The 19517-nt window shown below is 69.2% G+C and carries 14 protein-coding genes; 6 read left to right on the forward strand and 8 right to left on the reverse strand.

Going from position 1 to position 19517, the window contains the following annotated elements; translation table 11 throughout:
* Window positions 1-190: 190 nt before the first annotated feature.
* Entirely contained in the window at window positions 191-3211 is a 3021-nt protein-coding gene (locus BDD16_RS10440) for an ATP-binding protein (RefSeq protein ID WP_179633890.1), read from the forward strand.
* Here BDD16_RS10440 and BDD16_RS10445 read toward each other — a convergent pair.
* Window positions 3201-6743, reverse strand: a complete 3543-nt coding sequence (locus tag BDD16_RS10445; RefSeq protein WP_179633891.1) for a Dyp-type peroxidase — start codon at window positions 6741-6743, stop codon at window positions 3201-3203. The two genes, BDD16_RS10440 and BDD16_RS10445, sit on opposite strands and share 11 nt — an antisense overlap.
* A 115-nt stretch (window positions 6744-6858) precedes the next feature.
* Window positions 6859-7728: a DUF7092 domain-containing protein gene (locus BDD16_RS10450; RefSeq protein WP_179633892.1), complete on the reverse strand. Its 870-nt coding sequence runs from the start codon at window positions 7726-7728 to the stop codon at window positions 6859-6861.
* A gap of 235 nt (window positions 7729-7963) precedes the next feature.
* Here BDD16_RS10450 and BDD16_RS10455 point away from each other — a divergent pair, with 235 nt between their 5' ends.
* From BDD16_RS10455 to BDD16_RS10475, 5 genes are read left to right on the forward strand one after another with little or no spacing between them, the layout of a single operon-like run.
* Window positions 7964-8998 carry an SPFH domain-containing protein gene (locus tag BDD16_RS10455; RefSeq protein WP_179633893.1) on the forward strand — a complete coding sequence of 345 codons (1035 nt, stop codon included), beginning with the start codon at window positions 7964-7966 and terminating at the stop codon, window positions 8996-8998.
* Window position 8999: 1 nt separating this feature from the next.
* The gene (locus tag BDD16_RS10460; protein WP_179633894.1) at window positions 9000-10598 is read left to right on the forward strand and encodes a DUF4178 domain-containing protein; all 1599 of its coding nucleotides are present in this window, start codon (window positions 9000-9002) and stop codon (window positions 10596-10598) included.
* 38 nt (window positions 10599-10636) lie between these two features.
* Complete coding sequence (locus BDD16_RS10465; protein ID WP_179633895.1) at window positions 10637-10852, forward strand: DUF350 domain-containing protein; 216 nt, start codon at window positions 10637-10639, stop codon at window positions 10850-10852.
* Window positions 10849-12444: a polyamine aminopropyltransferase gene (locus tag BDD16_RS10470; RefSeq protein WP_179633896.1), complete on the forward strand. Its 1596-nt coding sequence runs from the start codon at window positions 10849-10851 to the stop codon at window positions 12442-12444. Before BDD16_RS10465 ends, BDD16_RS10470 begins: the two co-directional genes overlap by 4 nt.
* On the forward strand, window positions 12441-14039 hold the full coding sequence (locus BDD16_RS10475) for an FAD-dependent oxidoreductase (RefSeq protein WP_310733991.1): 1599 nt from the start codon (window positions 12441-12443) through the stop codon (window positions 14037-14039). Before BDD16_RS10470 ends, BDD16_RS10475 begins: the two co-directional genes overlap by 4 nt.
* On the opposite strand, the gene speD is transcribed toward BDD16_RS10475, so the two are convergent.
* The 6 genes from speD to rpsL form a co-directional block, all read right to left on the reverse strand.
* Window positions 13999-14397 (reverse strand): adenosylmethionine decarboxylase, encoded by a 399-nt coding sequence (gene speD / locus BDD16_RS10480; RefSeq protein ID WP_179633898.1) that lies wholly within the window; start codon window positions 14395-14397, stop codon window positions 13999-14001. The two genes, BDD16_RS10475 and speD, sit on opposite strands and share 41 nt — an antisense overlap.
* Window positions 14398-14500: 103 nt before the next feature.
* On the reverse strand, window positions 14501-14812 hold the full coding sequence (rpsJ, locus tag BDD16_RS10485) for a 30S ribosomal protein S10 (RefSeq protein ID WP_110401797.1): 312 nt from the start codon (window positions 14810-14812) through the stop codon (window positions 14501-14503).
* Window positions 14813-14911: 99 nt separating this feature from the next.
* Window positions 14912-16102: an elongation factor Tu gene (gene tuf / locus BDD16_RS10490; RefSeq protein ID WP_179633263.1), complete on the reverse strand. Its 1191-nt coding sequence runs from the start codon at window positions 16100-16102 to the stop codon at window positions 14912-14914.
* Window positions 16103-16258: 156 nt separating this feature from the next.
* Entirely contained in the window at window positions 16259-18361 is a 2103-nt protein-coding gene (gene fusA / locus BDD16_RS10495; protein WP_179633899.1) for an elongation factor G, read from the reverse strand.
* Window positions 18362-18465: 104 nt separating this feature from the next.
* Window positions 18466-18936: a 30S ribosomal protein S7 gene (gene rpsG, locus BDD16_RS10500; RefSeq protein WP_179633900.1), complete on the reverse strand. Its 471-nt coding sequence runs from the start codon at window positions 18934-18936 to the stop codon at window positions 18466-18468.
* Between the two features lie 176 nt (window positions 18937-19112).
* Window positions 19113-19499 (reverse strand): 30S ribosomal protein S12, encoded by a 387-nt coding sequence (rpsL, locus tag BDD16_RS10505; RefSeq protein WP_179633901.1) that lies wholly within the window; start codon window positions 19497-19499, stop codon window positions 19113-19115.
* Between the last annotated feature and the right edge of the window lie 18 nt (window positions 19500-19517).

Here is a 19517-nt window from a genome sequence, read left to right on the forward strand (position 1 = left end):
CGTTTTTTCACATGTTTGGAGATTGAGTAAATGCAATGGATGGCCGTGGCACTGCGGACATGGTCGTGCTGCAGCCATGGGCAACCGTCGGTGCAGACTTCTGAAAAGAATGTGTTGGGACAACATGAATGACCAGATTGCAGACACTCTGAAAACTTCCGGAGGAGCCCGCCGCCGTTATCTGACGGTGGTGTTTTCCGATCTGTGCGACTCCACGCGGCTGGGCGCATCGATGGAGGCGGAGTGGTACGCCGCGATGCTGGCGGATCTGCGCCATGCCTGTACCGAGGTGCTGGGTCGGCATGGCGGCACGGTCGTGCGCATCCAAGGGGACGGCGCGCTGGCGATCTTCGGCTACCCGTCGACGGGCGAAGCCGATGCCCGCTGTGCGACGCAGGCGGTGCTGGAGCTGCACGCGGTCGTGCGGGCGATGGCACCGGAGGTCGGCACAGGCACGCGCGCCTCGCTGGCGTTGCACTCGGGCATCCATTCCGGGCTGGTGCTGGTGGACGACGGGGATCTGGTGCGCGGCCGTTTCGAGCTGCTCGGCACGGTGCCCAACCTCGCCGCCCGGCTGTCGGACGAGGCCGGGCGCGACGAGATCCTCGTCAGCGAGGAAACGCTCGGGCCGGAGTTCCGTTACTTCGAGACCAGCCCGCTGCTGTATGTGCCCGTGAAAGGCCGGGCCGAGCCGCTGTCTGCGTACCGCATTCTCGGGCGCGCCGGTGAAACGGGCCGCCAGCTGGCCCGGCGTCGGCGCGGTCTGCTGCCGTTCATCGGTCGTGGTGACGTGCTGGAGGCGCTGGAGCAGCGGCTCGGGCAGGCCCGGGCCGGCTGTCCGCAGAGCCTGGCGGTACTGGGTGCCGCTGGCGTGGGCAAGACACGGCTGGTCGAGGAGTTCCTGGCACGCCAGGCGGCTTCGGCCTGCCGGGTGCTGCGCGGCGACTGCGAGAGCACGGCGAGCGCCGAACCGTTCCAGCCCTTCCTGCAGGTGCTGCGCGCACTGTTCGCGCTGAGCCATGGCCAGGCGCCGGCGCAGGCGGCTGCGGAGATCGGGCGTCGGCTCGACGAGATCGACCCGGCGCTGGCGGAGCACCGGGCGGTGCTGCTGCGGGCGCTGTCGCTGCCGGACCCGGCGGCGGTGTTCGGTGCGCCGCCCAGGCGGCTGGTGGCCGATGCGCTGGTCGCGGCGCTGCGCGCGCTGGTCGCGGCGCTGGCCGCGCGGCAGCCGCTGGTGCTGGCGCTGGACGACTGGCAGTGGGCCGACGAGGCCTCGCGCCAGGCGCTGACGGCCGTGCGGTCGATCGCCGACCGGCCGATCCTGGTGCTGCTCACGGCCCGCGAGCTGGCGCCGTCCGATCGCAACCTGCTCGGGACCGAGGCGCTGCAGTTGCTGCCGTTCAGCGATGCCGAGGCCGTGCAGACGGTCCAGCACCTGCTGCCCGGCATCGATCCGTTCGAGGCGGTCAACATCCAGCGCTACGCGGGCGGCAACCCGCTGTTCATCGAGGAGCTGTGCCACTCGATGGCGCAGGCCGATGGCGAGCACCCGGTCGGACGGCCCCATGGCGGCGCGGCGTGGCTGGACATCCTGATCGAGTCGCGGCTGTCGCGGCTGCCGGAGGCCCAGATCGAGCTGCTGCGGGCCGCGGCCGTGATCGGCAACGTCGTGCCGACCTGGCTGCTGGAGCTGGTCACCGGTTGCGGCGGCGACCACCCGCTGGTGCGGGCGCTGGCCGAACTCGACTTCATCTTCCCCGGCGAGCGCGCCGAGACCCTGCGTTTCAAGCACGGCATCACCCGGGATGTCATCTACGACTCGGTCGGCATGCACGAGCGCCGCGCGATGCACCTGCGCATCGCCCAGGCCATCCAGCAACACCGCCCGCCGGGCGATTCGGACGAGTCGCTCGAAGTGCTGGCCTACCACTACGGTGCAGCCGGTCAGACCGATCTGGCCGCCCGGTTCGCCGAACTGGCTGGCGACAAGGCGCTGGCCGCCTCGTCGCTGGACCGGGCGCGGCTGCAGTACCGCGCCGCGCTGGTGGCCCTCGACCAGATGCCGCCGTCACGCGAGCGGCGGCTGTACTGGATCCGCCTGTCGCAGCGCCTCGCGCTGGCCTGCGTGTTCGACGCGTCGCGGCAGGATCTGGTGCTGTTCCGGCGCGCGGTGGAGCTGGCGGATGTGCTCGGCGACGCCGAAGTGCAGGCCAAGGCGCTCTACTGGCTGGCCTACCTGCACTATGCACTGGGCGAATCGCACGCCTGCGTGATCCACGGCGAGCGGGCGCTGGCGCTGGCCCGCCAGGTCGGCGACGGGCCGCTGGAGGTGCAGATCTGCGCCACGCTCGGGCAGGCGCTGGCGTCATCGGCCGACTACGAGCCGGCGATCCGCCTGCTGCGCGAGGCCTCCGACATCAAGCGCCACCACCGTTCCGGCAACCGGCTTGCGGTCGGGCTGGCCTACACGCTGACCTGTCTGGCGGCGGTGCAGGGCGATCGGGGCGACTTTGCCCAGGCGAGCGCCCTGTTCGACGAGGCGCTCGATGTCGTGCGCGACACGGTGCACGAGGTTGGCGCGTCGATCCGTGGCTGGCGGGCGGCGGTGCTGCTGTGGCAGGGCCGCTGGGAAGAGGCGCGCCAGACGGCGGCCGAGGCCTACCGGATCGGCGAGCAGGTGCGCAGCCTGTTCTCCTTCTCGATGAGCCGGGCGGCCGGCGGCTATGCCCAGTGGATGCTGGATGGCTCGGAATCCGCCCTGCAGGGCGTGGTCGATGCCACCGCATGGCTGGCACCGCGCGAGGGCGGCCTGTTCGAGTCGCTCAACCATGGCTGGCTGACCGATGGGCTGGTCGGCATGGACCGGGTGCCGCAAGCGCGGCTCCACGCCGCGCGGGCGCTGCAGCGCGGGCGCCAGCGTGACCTGCTGGGTGGGGCGATGGCGGCGCGCGCCATGGCCTGGGCCGCGGCGACGAAGGGGGATCAGGCCCGTGCCGAGCGCGGGCTGGCGCAGGCGCTGCGCGTGGCCCACGCCCGCGACTCGGCCCACGAACTCGCGGTGACGCAGTGGACGGCGGCCCGCGTCGCCTGGGCCTTCGACGCGCCGGCGCGTGCCCGGCAATGGCTGGATCCGGCCGAGACCGCGTTCGAGACCATGGCCATGCCGTGGCACCTCGCCCAGGCCCGCGCGCTGCGCACGCTCATCCGCTGAGCACCAGCGTGTTCGGCGAACTGGTGGCGCGCAGGGTGCCGGCATCCAGCAGGGCGCCGAACAGCCCGAGCATCACGCCCATGCCCATGCTGTACCCCGGGCAGGCGTGCAGCGGCGCGGCGTCGCCTGCCCAGTCGCCAGGGGTGCGGCTGCCACCGAAGACGGTGTAGATGTCGCGCACGCCCGCCGCCAGATCGGCCTGGGTGGCCGAGGCAATGCCGACGATCAGCCGGTCGCCCTCGCGGATCTCCACGCCCTGCAGCGTGTGGTCCTCGCGGGCCGTGCGCCAGACCACTTCCGGGGTCGGTCGGGCCAGCAGGGCATCCACCAGCGGCTTGCGCAGCGTGGCGTTGGCGAGCATGTAGCCGTGCGGGGCCGGGCCGTCGGCATCGCGCAGCGCGGCCTGCAGGTCCCACAGGCTGCGGTCGCTCACCCAGCGGTAGAGGACGGTGCGCAGGTTGCCCAGCACGGTCGGCCCGAAGCCCAGCAGGATGCCGGTCACGGTGCGGCCGAGCAGGTCCGCGTTCGCGGCGGTGACCTGGCCGTCGCCGAGTGCCTGCACGATGTCCCGGGTCAGCGGGCCGAAGGCCGCGGGTGGTGCCAGGCGCAGGAACTCGGTCACCACCTCGCGCAGCAGGCGGCCCTGGTGGCGGCCATGCTGGCGCACCGTCTCGCTGGGGCGCGGCGAGAAGACGAACTTCGAGGCCGAGACGAAGTGCCCGGGGCAGGTCGGCGTGGTGCGCGACTCGGTGCTCCACGGGCCGACGGTCATGTAGTCGCCCGCCGGGTCCGGCAGGCCGAACCACCGTGTGCAGAGCTGGCCGATCACCATCTCGCACAACTCCGGCAGATCGACCGGCACGCCGGCCGCGGCTTCCCGTGCCGGGAGCGCCGTGCGCAGGGTGCTCAACCGCTGGGTGACAAGGCGGTAGGTCTCGTCGTAGGCCTGGTCCTCGCGGATCTGCTCGATGGCGGCGTTGACGGCGGGCGCCGTGCTGGCGTGGCCGGTGTCGCCATCCTGGCCGAGGTAGCCGAGTCCGACCGACGCCCGCATGCGCTCGCCGTAGCCGTGCACCGAGTAGCGCTGCCGGGGGTCGAGGAACACCTCCATCACCGCGGCCTTGCTGCCGACCAGCACGCCGTAGTCGGTGCGCAGCACACCACCCGGCTGCGACCGCACGGCGGCCCAGGCCGGCTCGCGCAGCGTGGCGTCTTCCATGCGGCGTTTCCAGGTGGCGAAGTCGGTGGGTGGCATGGGCGGAACGGGTGCCGCGGCGACCGGTGCCTGCACGGGCGTCGCGGCCCAGTGCCGCATGCTGCGCAGCGCGGTGAGCGAGGGCACGAAGAGGTAGAGCCCCCAGCGCAGCTCGACCAGCGGCGCGCTGCCGAGGTCGATCGACATCGGCTGGTCCCGCCAGGTGAACTGGAAGGTGCGCGCGGTGCCCGGGACCGGTACCCCCAGGAAGGGGTCGCTCTGCCAGGACAGGCGCCCCGTGCTGTTGCCGCCGCTGATCCAGCGCTGGATCACCTCGAACTGCTCGGCGATGCTGGCGTTGTAGGCCATGAAGAACAGGCCGCGCTCGCCCGAGGCGTCGGTGTAGGACATGCCGCGGCGGGCGATGCGCGGGATCGGCGCGCCGGTGGGTGCGGGCGTGCGCGGATTGGCGCGCCGCACATGCGACTGGAAGGGGCACAGCCGCTCGGTCGGCAGCGGCGAATCCGGCGCCGCGTAGTTGAAGTCGTTGGGCCGGTCGGCGGGGGCGGGCGGGCTGGCCAGTGGTGTGCCGTCCGGGGCGCGGCCCATCATCAGGGTGCGCAGGGTTGCGGCATCCGGTGCCTCGGCGCCGTGCAGGACCCGCAGTGCCCGGGCCTGCGCATCGAGCAGCTGGTCGAGCCGGTCCACCTGCTGGGCCAGCTTGCGGACCACGAGGAAGCTGCCGTTGTCCAGCAGGGCGTCTGGTGCGGCCGGCACGCGGGCATCGCCCCGGTCGTTCGGATGGCCCAGCAGCAGCTCGCCCGGCGCCACGGTGTCCGACCAGCGTGTGGCGGGCGTGCCCGCGGCGAGGACGGGCTGGCTGAAGCCGTCCTGGAAGCCGAAGTGGTCCTTCGGCCGCGTGCTGCCGGGGCCGGCGGTGTTGCGCTGCATCGCTTCGACCGCCAGCACCTTCAGTCCGGTGCCGGGCGCCTGCAGGCGCTCGATGTCCGGGCCCAGGCCCGGGTGGACCTCGCCTGCCGGCACGGGCCGGTGGCCCTGGCCGAAGGCGCCGCGCAGCTGCACGACCACATGCACCGTGGACAGCGCGATGCGGGCCGGTGACGTGCCGACCGCCCCGCGGGTCCGCGGGGGCTGCCAGCGGTCCGGGTGCTGGCCGTACAGATCGCCGAGCACGCCGGCCCGCGCGTCCATGCCTTCGATGAATTCCTGCGGCAGCCGGTCCAGCAGCGCGGCCGGCAGGTGCAGTGCCTTCATGCCCTGCAGCGTCAGCGCGACCGTCAGCCGGATGCGCGGGGGCTGTGCGGCGTCGGCCTCGGTGCACACGGGCCAGCGGGCCAGGGCGTCCAGGGCCTGTGCGGCATTGGTCACCCGCAGCAGCACCAGCGCGCCGTGGGTGGTGTCGGCCGGGCTGCTGAGGATGCCGCCCTGCACCTTGCCCAGGTCGAGCCGTGCCGCCGCAGGGGACTGCGCAGTCGCGCCGCTGGCACCGGTCCGGTCGAACCACTCGATCACCGGCCGGTACAGCGTGCGCAAACCATCGTCCGCGGGGAGCAACCGTGCCAGGCCGATGGCGCGGACCTCGCGCAGCACGTCGTTCATGCCGCGCACCAGGATGCCTTCGTCGCCCGCGGGGTTGTCCGGGAAGCTGTTCTTCAGCGCATGGAAGCTGCGGATGGCCCGCAGCGCGGTGGTGCCGATGCCGTGGCGTTCGGCGGCTGTCAGGCGGTGTTCGGCGATCTGCTGCCACTGCGCCAGGCTGTGGACCGTCGGGGGCAGCAGTCCCTGGGGCGTGACCAGCGCCTTCATCCGGCGCTGGTCGAGCACGGTCGTCGCCGACTCGGCGTAAAAGAAGCCGCCCTTCACCTCGTTGGCGCGCACCCAGCGCAGGTAGTCCTCGCAGGTGCTGGCGTGGGCGAGCGGATAGCCCTCGCAGTGGCAGAGCATCAGGTCCAGCAGGGTGCCGAGGTCGCGCCAGATGACGCGCATGTACGGCTCCCAGCCGCCATCGAAGGTCACGCTGAGCAGCAGGCGGTGGCGCAGGGAGCCGGCCGCCTGGGCCTCGGCATCCGGGGGCACGATCGAGAAGCGGAAGAAGTGGACGATGTCGAAGCGTCCCACCGGATCGGGAAACGGCGACAGCGGCACCGACGATTCGCGCGCCGCCTGCCGGATGCCGTTGAGCGTGGCGAGCACCTGCTGCAGGCGGGCGACCAGGGTGAGCGTGTCGAAGCTGTCGACGAACCCCGGCTTGACGGGTGCCAGCAGGCTCAGATTGGTGACGCCAGCGAGCTGCAGGCTCGCGTTCTTGTCGGACATGGGGCGCGGCTTCCTGGAAATTCAGAAATCGAAAAAGGCGAGACGAAGGTCGCCGAATCTAGGCGGCCTGTTGCCACCTGTCGTCATCAGAATTGAGGATGCGCAAGCTGGCCGCTCAGCGGCGGGCGATGCGGGTCCCGGAGGTGCCGGCCGGGATGCCGGTCAGTGCCGCGAAGGGCAGGTGCTGTGCGAGCACGGGCCAGGCCACCGCCACGGTCGAGCTGAAGTCGTCGAAGGCCACGCCCATCAGCAGCGAGACAGGCTGGTTGCGGGCCAGCGTGCGCATGCCCTGGCGCTGCTGCAGTTGCCCGAGTTCGCTGCAGAGGGCCTGGAGCGTGCTGCGACCGAGCTGCTCGTCGAGCAGCACGACCGTGCCACCGGGCAGGCCGATGGCGCCCGTGCTGCGGTGTTCGCCATGGCCATGGCGAAACTGCAGGTTCCAGACCGGCAGCCGGACGGCGGGGCAGGTCTGGGCGACGTCATCGGTCAGACGCCGACGCCAGGCCTGCTGGGTCTGCGGGGGCAGGGTGCTGGGTTCCAGCCACTGGGCATCCAGCCGGTCGAGCAGCCGTTGCCCGACATGGCGGTCGATCTGGCCGGGCACCTGCGTCAGCAGCGATTCGGCCGCGACCGGCAGCCCGGCCCAGACCAGCGCTGCGGCTGCCAGCGCCAGGCCAGCATGGCGCAGGGTGCGGCGCCAGGGTGTCCGGGCGGTGCGGCCGGCTTCGCTCCACTGCCGCAGCAGCGGATCAGGTCGGCAGTGCAGCAGCGCCCCATCGGGGAGTTCCAGCAGGCAGATGCCGCCGTCTCCCGTGCGTGGCCAGCGGATCTGGTGGGCGGGGATCTGCTGGGTGAAGGACTCCCCCCGGATCTGGAGCCGTTCGCCGACGATCTGCAACTCCACGATCTGTGCAGGTTGCGTGCTGCTGCCGAACAGATCGGCCTGCAGAGACACGGTGCTGGTGCGCTCCCGGATGCTGTCCATCGATGGCCTCCCGCTCAGCGGCGTCTTGGTGTTTTGTCGAGGTTCACTGTAGCGAGGAGCCGCCGGATTTCCTCTCCCCTGGAGGGTGGAAAAGGTATTGCTGAATACCCGTTTCTGTTACGAGTCGTGGCGCCTGCAGTGGCGCCTGCGGTGTGGGCGCGGTGCGGGCGGTGTGCCATAGTGCGGGCGCAGGGGGTGTGCACGACGGGTGCGCGCCGTGGACGAGGAGCATGCCGTGGGATTGTTCGACTTCATCAAGAAGCAGTTCATCGACGTTCTGGAGTGGAGCGAGTCCGGCGACGGGGTGCTGGCCTGGCGCTACCCGATGGCCGACAACGAGATCCAGAACGGCGCGGTGCTGACCGTGCGCGAGTCGCAGATGGCGGTCTTCGTCAACGAGGGCCAGGTCGCCGATGTCTTCGGACCCGGCCGCCACACGCTGACGACGCAGACGCTGCCGCTGCTGACCAACCTGAAGCACTGGGACAAGCTGTTCGCCTCGCCTTTCAAGAGCGACGTCTGGTTCTTCAGCACCCGGCTGCAGACCGACCAGCGCTGGGGCACGCAGCAGCCGGTGACGATCCGCGACAAGGACTTCGGCATGGTGCGGCTGCGCGCCTTCGGCAACAGCGCGTACCGGGTGGCCGATCCGCGGCTGTTCCTGAAGGAGATCTCCGGCACGCGCGAGGTCTACACCGCCGCCGAACTCGACGGCCAGCTGCGCGGCTTCCTGCTGCAGCACATCTCGGATGCGGTCGCGCAGTCCGGCATCCCCTTCCTTGATCTGGCGGCCAACCAGACCGAGTTCGCCGCCCAGCTGAAAGCGGCCGTGGCGCCCGAGTTCACGCGCATCGGCCTGAGCCTGGAGACGGTGACGCTGCAGAACGTCTCGCTGCCGGAGGAGCTGCAGAAGATCCTCGACCAGAAGATCGGCATGGGCATGATCGGCCAGAACATGGGCCAGTTCATGCAGTACCAGACCGGACAGGCGATCCCGAAGTTTGCCGAGAACGCCGGGCAGGGCGGGGGGCTGGCCGGCGACGCGATGGGCCTGGGCGCCGGGATGGTGATGGGCCAGACGATGGCGCAGGCGATGCAGCAGGGCCTGCAGCCGCCCGCAGCCGCAGCCGCGCCCGCCCCGGTCGTGGCGATGAAACCCGACGAGGTCATGGCCACGCTGGAAAAGCTCGCCGACCTGAAGGCCAAGGGCATCCTCACCGAGGACGAGTTCAGCGCCAAGAAGACCGAGCTGCTCAAGAAGCTGGTCTGACGTGGCCGAGGGGGTTGGCGCCTGGCGGGCCTACCGGGCCGCGTGTCCGAACTGCGGCGGCACGGTCGAGTTCCGCTCGGCCGCGTCGGCCAGCGCGGTGTGCAGCTTCTGCCGCTCGACGCTGGTGCGCGAGGGCGACGCGCTGCGCCGCATCGGCGAGAGCGCCGAGCTGTTCGACGACCACTCGCCGCTGCAACTCGGCGCCAGCGGCGTCTTCCAGGGCGAGGCCTTCACGCTGCTCGGCCGCCTGCAGCTGGCCTATGCCGATGGCCGCTGGAACGAGTGGCACGCGCTCTTCGCCAACGGCCGCAGCGGCTGGCTGTCCGAGGACAACGGCGCCTACGTCTTCGCCTTCGAGGCGCCGCTGAAGGACCGCGTCCCGCAGGCGGCCACGCTCTTCCCCGGCCAGCGTGCCCAGATCGAGGGCCTCGCCTGGGACGTCGCCTCGGTCACGTCCGCGACGGTGCAGGCCGCGCAGGGCGAGCTGCCCTGGCCGCCGACGCTCGCCGGCAGCTTCCTGATCGCCGACCTGCGCAACAGCCGCAACGAGGTCGGCACGCTCGACTACAGCGACCCCGCGCAGCCGCGCTGGTCGGTCGGGCGCGGGGTGCGGCTGGCCGATCTGGCGCTGCGTGGCTTGCGCGACGGCCCGAGCGAGAAGACGCTGGCCGGGCGCAGCATCGAGTGCCCGAGCTGCGGCGCCTCGCTGGAGATCCGGCTGGACAGCACGCAGTCGGTCACCTGCGGCCAGTGCAAGGCGGTGGTCGATGTCTCGCAGGGCGTGGGGGCGGACCTCGCGCACTTCGCGCAGAACGCGGTCACCGAGCCGCAGATCCCGCTCGGCAGCGTCGGCACGCTCCAGCTCGGGGCGCCGAAGTCGCTGCCGTGGCAGGTGGTCGGCTACCTGGAGCGCTGCGACCTGCCCGCGCCGGGGGACGGCGACGAGCAGACCTTCTGGCGCGAGTACCTGCTGTTCCACCCGACCGAGGGCTTCGTCTTCCTGGTCGACAGCGAGGACGGCTGGAGCTGGGCGAAGCCGCTGACCGGCGTGCCCGTCGTCCAGGGCGACACCGCGGCCTGGGCTGGCGCCCGGTACCAGCAGCGCTGGGCCTACCGCGCGAAGACGGTGCACGTCCTCGGCGAGTTCTACTGGCGCATCCGCCGCGAGGAGTTGGTGCAGGTCACCGACTACGACGGCGAAGGCGCCAACCGCCACAAGCGCCTCGGCCGCGAGCAGACCGCCGGCCCGGACGGCAACGGCGAGGTGACGTGGTCGGCGGGCGAGGTGCTGGATGCGCAGGTGATCGCCAAGGCATTCGGCCTTGATCCGCAGCGCAGCACCGCGCTGCAGCGGGATGCGGCGCCGGTGGCCGGCGGGAAGGGCGGCCTCGGCTGTGCGGGGGTCCTCATCCTGCTGGTGCTGCTGCTGTTCGTCGTGCTGCTGATCAGCCGCTGCAGCGCCGACAACTGCGACCAGATTCGCAGCACCTTCGGCCCGGCCAGTCTCGAATACCAGCAGTGTCTGAACAACCGCAGCCGCTCGTCCAGCTCGGGCGGCTCCTTTGGCGGGTTCAGCAGTGGCGGCGGCGGCCACAAGTAACGCAAGACACCCCAAGACGAAAGCGAAAGGCGCACACCATGGACATGCTCCGCCCCGATGTCATCCTCGGCTCGATCCTCTATGCCGTGATCGGCGTGGTCGTGCTGTGGGTCAGCTTCGTCGTCATCGACAAGCTCACGCCCTACAAGCTCTGGGAGGAAATCGTCGAACACAAGAACGTCGCGCTGGCGATCGTGGTCGCGGCGATGTTCATCGCGATCGGTCAGATCGTCGCGGCGGCGATCCACGGGTGAGCCTGCCGGCTTCCGCGGACGAGGTGCCGGCGAGCAGCCCGGCATCCCGCATCTCCCCCGCCGAGGTCACGCTGCTCGCCTCGGTCTTCCTGATCGCCGCCTGCGGCCTGGTCTACGAGCTGGCCGCGGGCGCGCTGGCGAGTTACCTGCTCGGCGACTCGATCCTGCAGTTCTCCACCGTCATCGGCACCTACCTGTTCGCGATGGGCGTCGGCTCGTGGCTGAGCCGGTTCATCGAGCGGCAGCTGGTGGCGCAGTTCCTGGGGATCGAGCTGCTGGTCGGGCTGGTCGGCGGGCTGATGCCGGCGGCGCTGTTCGTGGCGCACAACGCGCTGCCGGGCTCGGCGCTGGGGGCGTTCCGGGTGCTGCTGTACGGGCTGGTGCTGCTGGTGGGCGCGCTGGTCGGGCTGGAGATCCCGCTGGTGATGCGCATCCTGCAGCGGCAGTTCCGCCAGCGCTATGCCCTGAAAGACCTGGTGTCGCAGGTGCTGACCTTCGACTACCTCGGCGCGCTGGTGGTGGCGCTGGCGTTTCCGCTGCTGCTGGTGCCGCACCTGGGGCTGATCCGCACCGGGCTGGTGTTCGGGCTGTTGAACGCGGGCGTGGCGGTGTGGACGCTGTGGCTGTTCCGCGGCGAGCTGCGGCGCTGGCGGGCCTATGCGGCGGCGTGTGCGGCGGTGGTGCTGGCGCTGGGCGCAGCGATGGCGGGCGCGGACCGGCTCACCACCTGGTCCGAGGACCGCTTCTACGGCGACCGCGTGCTCTACAAGGCCACCAGCGACTACCAGCGCATCGTCGTCACCGGCGGCCCGGCGGGCGTGCGGCTGTTCCTGAACGGCAACCTCCAGTTCCACGAACGCGACGAGTACCGCTACCACGAGGCGCTGGTCCACCCCGCCATGGCCGGGCACGGGGCGCCCAGGCGCGTGCTGGTGCTCGGTGGCGGCGACGGGCTGGCGGTGCGCGAAATCCTCAAATATCCCTCGGTCGAGCAGGTCACGCTGGTCGAACTCGACCCGCACATGACGCAGCTGTTCTCGACCGAGCCGCGCCTGAAGGCGCTGAACGCGGGCGCGCTGACCTCGCCGAAGCTGCGGATCGTCCACGCCGACGCCTTCACCTGGCTGGAAGCGCAGCAGGGCACTGATGCGGTGTGGGACGTCATCGTCATCGACTTCCCCGACCCGAGCAACTTCGCCATCGGCAAGCTCTACACCACCAGCTTCTACCAGGTCGTCGACCAGCACCTCTCGGCGGGCGGCTACGCCGTCGTGCAGACCACCTCGCCGCTGATCGCGCGGCGCAGCTTCTGGACCGTGGCGGCCACGCTCGCAGCGGTCGGGCTGACGGTGACGCCGTACCACGCACATGTGCCGAGCTTCGGCGAGTGGGGCTTTCTGCTCGCCGGGCGCCGGCCGTGGCGCGCGCCGACGGCCTTGCCCGCGGGGCTGCGCTTCCTGACGCTGGACGGGCTGGCCGCGCTGCAGCAGTTTCCGCCCGACATGGCCCGCGTCGAGGAAGAACCCAACCGCCTGTCGAACCAGCACCTCGTGCGGGTTTTCGAAGAGGAATGGGGCAGGGTGCACCAGTGAACCTGCACCGGCGCGACTGGCTGGCGCAGATGGTGGCACTCGGACTGGCCGGCTGCCGTCCGGCCGAGGCGCCGCTGGCGGGCGGCTGGGTCGGCGCGGCGGCGCAGCGCGGGCACCGGCTGCGGGCGCTGAAATCCGGCGCGCTGCCGGTGGCGGCGGTGCAGCGGCGGTCGAGCGTGCTGGTCATCGGTGCGGGCGTGGCGGGGCTGGCGGCGGCGCGGGCGCTGGGCCGGGCGGGCGTCGACGATGTGCACCTGCTGGAGCTGGAAGACGAGGCGGGTGGCCATGCCCGCGGTCACCGGATGGCCGGCATGGACTGCCCGCTCGGCGCGCATTACCTGCCGGTGCCTGGCGATGCGGCCCGCGAGGTGCGCGAACTGCTGGCCGACTTCGGGCTGGCGCGTGTCGAGCACGGCCGCTGGACCTGGGACGAGCGCCACCTGTGCCACAGCCCGCAGGAGCGCCTGTTCTTCGAGGGCGCGTGGCACGAGGGCCTGTTGCCGCCGGCTGAGCCGGGGTCGGCGACGCTGGCGCAGTACCGGCGCTTCTCGGCGCTGGTCAGCCAGGCGCAGCGCGCCGTCGGGTTCTCGATGCCGGCGCTGCGCACGCCGTGGACGGCCGCACACGCGGCGCTGGAAGCCACCACCTTCGCCGACTGGCTGGCGCGAAACGGACTCGACGATGCCCGGCTGCGCTGGTACCTCGACTACTGCTGCCGCGACGACTACGGTGCCGATGCGGCCACCGTCTCCGCCTGGGCCGGCCTGCACTACTTTGCCAGTCGCCACGGTTTCCACCCGCCAGGCGACGAGGAGGCCGAGCGCGAGCCAGTGCTGACCTGGCCCGAGGGCAATGCCTGGCTGACGCGCCGCCTGGCCGCGCCTTTGACCGACCGGCTGCACACCGGCCGCACGGCGCTGCGCGTGGAGGAGGGCCGGCACGCCGTCGAGGTGCTGGTCTGGGACGAGGCGGCCGGACAGGCCGAGCGCTGGACCGCCGACCGGGTCGTGCTGGCGCTGCCGGTGTTCGTCGCGACACGGCTGCTAGCGTCGCTGCCGGACGCGCTGCGCGTGGTGTCTGCGGACGCGCGGCACGCGCCGTGGCTGGTCGCCAATCTGCACCTCGGCGCGGCGCTGCTGGAGCGTGTCGGTGCGCCGCCCGCCTGGGACAGCGTGCCCTACGGCAGCACCTCGCTCGGCTATGTCGATGCGATGCACCAGTCGATGCGCCCGCACGCTGGCCCGACGGTGCTGACGGTCTACTTGGCGTTGCCAGTCGCGGAGCGGGCCGCGCTGCTGGCGGATGACTGGCGGCCTTGGGCGCAGCGGGTGATCGCGGATCTGGTGCCGCTGCATCCCGATCTGCCCGACCAGTTGCGCCGCATCGACCTGATGCGCTACGGCCACGCGATGCGCATGCCGCTGCCGGGGACGCGGTCTTCATCGGCCCACCAGGCGCTGGCCCGGCTGCCTGGCCGGGTGACGCTGGCGCACGCGGACCTGGCGGGCTATTCGGTGTTCGAAGAGGCGTACACGCTGGGCGTGCAGGCCGGATTCAGCGTGGCGCAGGCCCTGGGACGACCGCACCGCGGATGACTTCGCGCTGCTCGGTCCGGCCCGGCTGGAACAGCGCCTGCATCACCGCCATCACCTGCCGGGCCCGGTCGGAGTGGTCGCCGCTGCGGTTGCAGACGTAGACGTCCAGCGTCACCGTGGCCAGTTCTGGCCAGGTGTGCAGCGCCAGATGCGACTCGGCCAGCAGCACCACGCCCGTGACGCCGCCGGGCTCGTCCGGCGTCCGGCCCGGGAACTGGTGGAACACGGCGCCGACGGCCTGCAGCCCGGCCTCCGCGACCGCCTGCACGGCGGCTTCGCGCAGGTGCCGGGCGTCGGTCATCCAGCGTGCCGGGCCGGCACAGGCGTGCAGTTCCGCGCTGAGGTGCAGTCCGTTCATGGTCGGGCAGGCGGCAGGCACAAAAAAAGCGACCACAGGGGTCGCTTCTTCGCAAGCGTCATCCGGGTGTCATCCGACGAGCGGACGATGCCCGGAGAACACCTCACTGCAGCTTGATCTCGACGTCCACGCCAGCCGGCAGGTCGAGCTTCATGAGGGCGTCGACCGTCTTGTCGGTCGGGTCCACGATGTCCATCAGACGCTGGTGGGTGCGGATCTCGAACTGGTCGCGCGAGGTCTTGTTGACGTGCGGCGAGCGCAGGATGTCGAAGCGCTGCATGCGCGTCGGCAGGGGCACGGGACCCTTGACGATGGCGCCGGTGCGCTTGGCGGTCTCGACGATTTCCTGGGCCGACTGGTCGATCAGCTTGTAATCGAACGCCTTCAGGCGGATGCGGATCTTTTGCTTTTGCATGACTGGTCTTTCAAAAAGAGCGATGCGGCCCACCGGGGTCGGCCGCGAACAGGAAAGGGCGGGGCACCTCGCGGCACCCCGCCACCGTCACACAAAAGTTCAGGCGATGATCTTGGCGACGACGCCGGCGCCGACGGTACGACCGCCTTCACGGATGGCGAAGCGCAGACCTTCTTCCATGGCGATCGGGGCGATCAGCTTGACGGTGATCGACACGTTGTCGCCCGGCATGACCATTTCCTTGCCTTCCGGCAGGGAGATCGAGCCGGTCACGTCCGTCGTGCGGAAGTAGAACTGCGGGCGGTAGTTGGCGAAGAACGGCGTGTGGCGGCCGCCTTCGTCCTTCGACAGCACGTAGATCTCGCCCGTGAAGTCCGTGTGCGGCTTGATCGAGCCCGGCTTGCACAGCACTTGGCCGCGCTGCACGTCTTCGCGCTTGGTGCCGCGCAGCAGGATGCCGACGTTGTCGCCTGCTTGACCCTGGTCCAGCAGCTTGCGGAACATTTCCACGCCGGTGCAGGTGGTCAGCTGCGTGTCCTTCAGGCCCACGACTTCGATCGGCTCGCCGACCTTGATGATGCCGCGTTCGATACGGCCGGTCACCACGGTGCCGCGACCCGAGATCGAGAACACGTCTTCCACGGGCATCAGGAAGGCACCGTCCACCAGGCGCTTCGGCTCGGGGATGTAGGTGTCCAGCGCATCCGCCAGCTTCATGATGGCTTGCTCGCCCAGCGGGCCGGTGTCGCCTTCGAGGGCCAGCTTGGCCGAGCCCTTGATGATCGGGGTGTCGTCGCCGGGGAAGTCGTACTTGGACAGCAGCTCGCGCACTTCCATTTCGACCAGTTCCAGCAGCTCCTCGTCGTCCACCATGTCGGCCTTGTTCAGGAAGACGATGATGTAGGGCACGCCCACCTGACGCGACAGCAGGATGTGCTCGCGGGTCTGGGGCATCGGGCCGTCAGCGGCCGAGCACACCAGGATCGCGCCGTCCATCTGGGCGGCGCCGGTGATCATGTTCTTGACGTAGTCGGCGTGTCCCGGGCAGTCGACGTGCGCGTAGTGACGGTTCTCCGTCTCGTACTCGACGTGCGCGGTGTTGATGGTGATGCCGCGGGCCTTTTCTTCCGGTGCCGCGTCGATCTGGTCATACGCCTTGGCGGTGCCGCCAAACTTCTTCGACAGCACGGTCGTGATCGCTGCGGTCAGCGTCGTCTTGCCGTGGTCCACGTGACCGATGGTGCCGACGTTGACGTGCGGCTTGCTGCGGACAAACTTTTCTTTAGACATTTTCAGATCTCCAGATCACAAAGAACATGGCCGGTGGCCGGTTTAACGTCTCGCGGGAACCTGCAGGTCCGTTCACCACCGGCAGTGAACGGCAGGCTCGCCGAAGACAACAGATTGGTGCTGTCACCCGACCAGCGGGTGACAGCGGGCAGCATCTTACTTCGAACGCGCCGTGATGATCTGCTCGGCGACGTTGCGCGGAGCTTCAGCGTAGTGCTTGAACTCCATCGTGTACGTGGCACGGCCTTGCGACATCGAACGCAGCGTGGTCGAGTAGCCGAACATTTCCGACAGCGGCACTTCGGCCTTGATGGTCTTGCCACCGCCAGGGATGTCGTCCATGCCCTGGACCATGCCGCGGCGGCTGGACAGATCGCCCATCACCGAGCCGGCGTAGTCTTCCGGGGTCTCGACTTCGACGGCCATCATCGGCTCCAGGATCACCGGCTTGGCCTTGCGGCAGCCGTCCTTGAAACCGATCGAGGCGGCCATCTTGAACGCGTTTTCGTTCGAGTCCACGTCGTGGTACGAACCGAAGGTCAGCGTCACCTTGACGTCGACCACCGGGAAGCCGGCCAGCACGCCGTTCGGCAGCGTGTCGATCAGGCCCTTTTCCACCGCGGGGATGAACTCGCGCGGCACCACGCCGCCCTTGATGGCGTCGACGAACTCGAAGCCCTTGCCCGGCTCCTGCGGCTCGATGGTCAGCACGACGTGGCCGTACTGGCCCTTGCCGCCCGACTGGCGCACGAACTTGCCTTCGACTTCGGTGACCTTGTCGCGGATCGTTTCGCGGTAGGCGACCTGCGGCTTGCCGACGTTGGCTTCCACGCCGAATTCGCGCTTCATGCGGTCGACGATGATTTCCAGGTGCAGCTCGCCCATGCCGGAAATGATGGTCTGGCCCGATTCCTCGTCGGTGCGGACGCGGAACGAAGGATCTTCTGCAGCCAGACGGCCCAGCGCGATGCCCATCTTTTCCTGGTCGGCCTTGGTCTTCGGCTCGACAGCCTGCGAGATCACCGGCTCCGGGAACACCATCTTTTCCAGCGTGATGATCGCGTCCGGATCGCACAGGGTCTCGCCCGTGGTCACGAACTTCAGGCCCACGCAGGCGGCGATGTCACCGGCCAGAATTTCCTTGATTTCTTCGCGCTGGTTGGCGTGCATCTGCAGGATGCGGCCGATGCGTTCCTTCTTGCCCTTGATGGGGTTGAAGACGGAAGCGCCGGACTGCAGCACGCCCGAGTACACGCGCACGAAGGTCAGCTGGCCGACGAACGGGTCGGTCATCAGCTTGAATGCCAGCGCAGCGAACTTCTCGCTGTCGTCGGCACGGCGGCTGGTCGGCTGGTCGTCTTCATCGGTGCCTTCGACCGGCGGGATGTCGATCGGCGACGGCATGAAGTCGATGAGCGCGTCGAGCATGCGCTGCACGCCCTTGTTCTTGAACGCGCTGCCGCACAGCATCGGCTGGATTTCGCAGGCGATGGTGCGCGTGCGCAGGGCCAGCTTGATCTCGTCTTCGGTGAGGTCACCGGTTTCGAGATACTTGTTCATCAGCTCTTCGGTCGCTTCGGCGGCCGCTTCGACCATCTTCTCGCGCCATTCGGCAGCGACGGAGACCAGGTCGGCCGGGATGTCCGCGTAGTCGAACTTCATGCCCTGGGAGTCTTCGTCCCAGAAGATGGCCTTCATCTTCAGCAGGTCGACCACGCCCTTGAAGCCTTCTTCTGCACCGATCGGCACCACGACGGGCACCGGGTTCGCGCGCAGACGCGTCTTCATCTGCTCGACGACCTTGAAGAAGTTGGCACCGGTACGGTCCATCTTGTTCACGAACGCGAGGCGGGGAACCTTGTACTTGTTGGCCTGGCGCCAGACAGTCTCGGACTGCGGCTGCACGCCACCGACTGCGCAGTACACCATGCAGGCACCGTCGAGCACGCGCATCGAACGTTCGACTTCGATGGTGAAGTCCACGTGTCCGGGGGTGTCGATGATGTTGATGCGGTGTTCCGGCAGGGAGCGGTCCATGCCCTTCCAGAAGCAGGTCGTGGCAGCCGACGTGATGGTGATGCCGCGCTCTTGCTCTTGCTCCATCCAGTCCATCGTGGCCGCGCCATCGTGGACTTCACCGATCTTGTGGTTCACGCCCGTGTAGAACAGGATCCGCTCGGTGGTGGTGGTTTTGCCGGCGTCGATGTGGGCCGAGATACCGATGTTGCGGTACCGCTCGATGGGGGTCTGGCGAGCCATGGTGTCACTCCAAATGCAAAGACTGCCCCAGACGGTCGATCGGACCGAAGAGGGCAGTCAGGGGGTTCAAGGTCGGATGGACCGGATCAGTCTTGGTTTCTGAATCAGAAACGGAAGTGCGAGAACGCCTTGTTGGCTTCTGCCATGCGGTGCACTTCGTCGCGCTTCTTCATCGCGCCGCCGCGGCCTTCGCTGGCTTCGAGCAGTTCGTTGCACAGACGCTGTGCCATCGACTTCTCGCTGCGCTTGCGGGCGGATTCCTTCAGCCAACGCATGGCCAGGGCCATCCGGCGGACAGGGCGAACTTCCACGGGAACTTGGTAGTTCGCACCGCCGACACGGCGGGACTTGACTTCGACCATCGGCTTGACGTTGTTCAGCGCGGTCATGAAGATTTCGAGCGGCTCCTTGCCGGCCTTCTTCTCGACCTGTTCCAGGGCACCGTAGATGATGCGTTCTGCAACAGCCTTCTTGCCCGATTCCATGACGACGTTCATGAACTTGGACAGGTCAACGGATCCGAACTTCGGATCAGGCAGGATCTCGCGCTTGGGTACTTCGCGGCGACGTGGCATTTCAATTCCTTTCGAGGCTTCAGTTGGTGGTGTCGGCACTGCGGCTCAGACCACCTCGGATGTCACTCACAGCCTGGACATCCACTTACTCCCGACAGCCAGCTCAAGAGCGTAAGGCTGAACGGTGACGAAGTGACGACCGGATCCGGTACGTCAAATCACGGACAGGCTCAAACTTATTTGGCCTTGGTGTTCTTCGGACGCTTCGCGCCGTACTTGGAGCGCGATTGCTTGCGGTCCTTGACGCCCTGCAGGTCGAGGGAGCCGCGCACGATGTGGTAACGCACACCCGGCAGATCCTTCACACGACCGCCGCGCACGAGCACGACCGAGTGTTCCTGGAGGTTGTGGCCTTCACCGCCGATGTACGAGATGACCTCGAACCCGTTGGTCAGGCGCACCTTGGCGACTTTCCGGAGTGCCGAGTTCGGCTTCTTCGGGGTCGTGGTGTAGACGCGGGTGCAGACACCGCGGCGCTGCGGGCAATTCTGCATCGCAGGCGACTTGGACTTCGTGACTTCGACCTCACGGCCGTGGCGCACGAGCTGGTTGATGGTTGGCATGGGTAACTTGTTCCCGTT

Origin of the sequence: Sphaerotilus montanus (assembly GCF_013410775.1) — a bacterium.
In the GTDB taxonomy this organism is placed as follows: Bacteria; Pseudomonadota; Gammaproteobacteria; order Burkholderiales; family Burkholderiaceae_C; genus Sphaerotilus; species Sphaerotilus montanus.

Coding starts and splice junctions, on each gene's coding strand:
- speD (WP_179633898.1), bottom strand. CDS start 14,397: ATGAACGGACTGCACCTCAGCGCGGAACTGCACGCCTGTGCCGGCCCG.
- BDD16_RS10445 (WP_179633891.1), bottom strand. CDS start 6,743: ATGTCCGACAAGAACGCGAGCCTGCAGCTCGCTGGCGTCACCAATCTG.
- rpsL (WP_179633901.1), bottom strand. CDS start 19,499: ATGCCAACCATCAACCAGCTCGTGCGCCACGGCCGTGAGGTCGAAGTC.
- rpsG (WP_179633900.1), bottom strand. CDS start 18,936: ATGCCACGTCGCCGCGAAGTACCCAAGCGCGAGATCCTGCCTGATCCG.
- fusA (WP_179633899.1), bottom strand. CDS start 18,361: ATGGCTCGCCAGACCCCCATCGAGCGGTACCGCAACATCGGTATCTCG.
- BDD16_RS10465 (WP_179633895.1), top strand. CDS start 10,637: ATGGACATGCTCCGCCCCGATGTCATCCTCGGCTCGATCCTCTATGCC.
- rpsJ (WP_110401797.1), bottom strand. CDS start 14,812: ATGCAAAAGCAAAAGATCCGCATCCGCCTGAAGGCGTTCGATTACAAG.
- BDD16_RS10450 (WP_179633892.1), bottom strand. CDS start 7,728: ATGGACAGCATCCGGGAGCGCACCAGCACCGTGTCTCTGCAGGCCGAT.
- tuf (WP_179633263.1), bottom strand. CDS start 16,102: ATGTCTAAAGAAAAGTTTGTCCGCAGCAAGCCGCACGTCAACGTCGGC.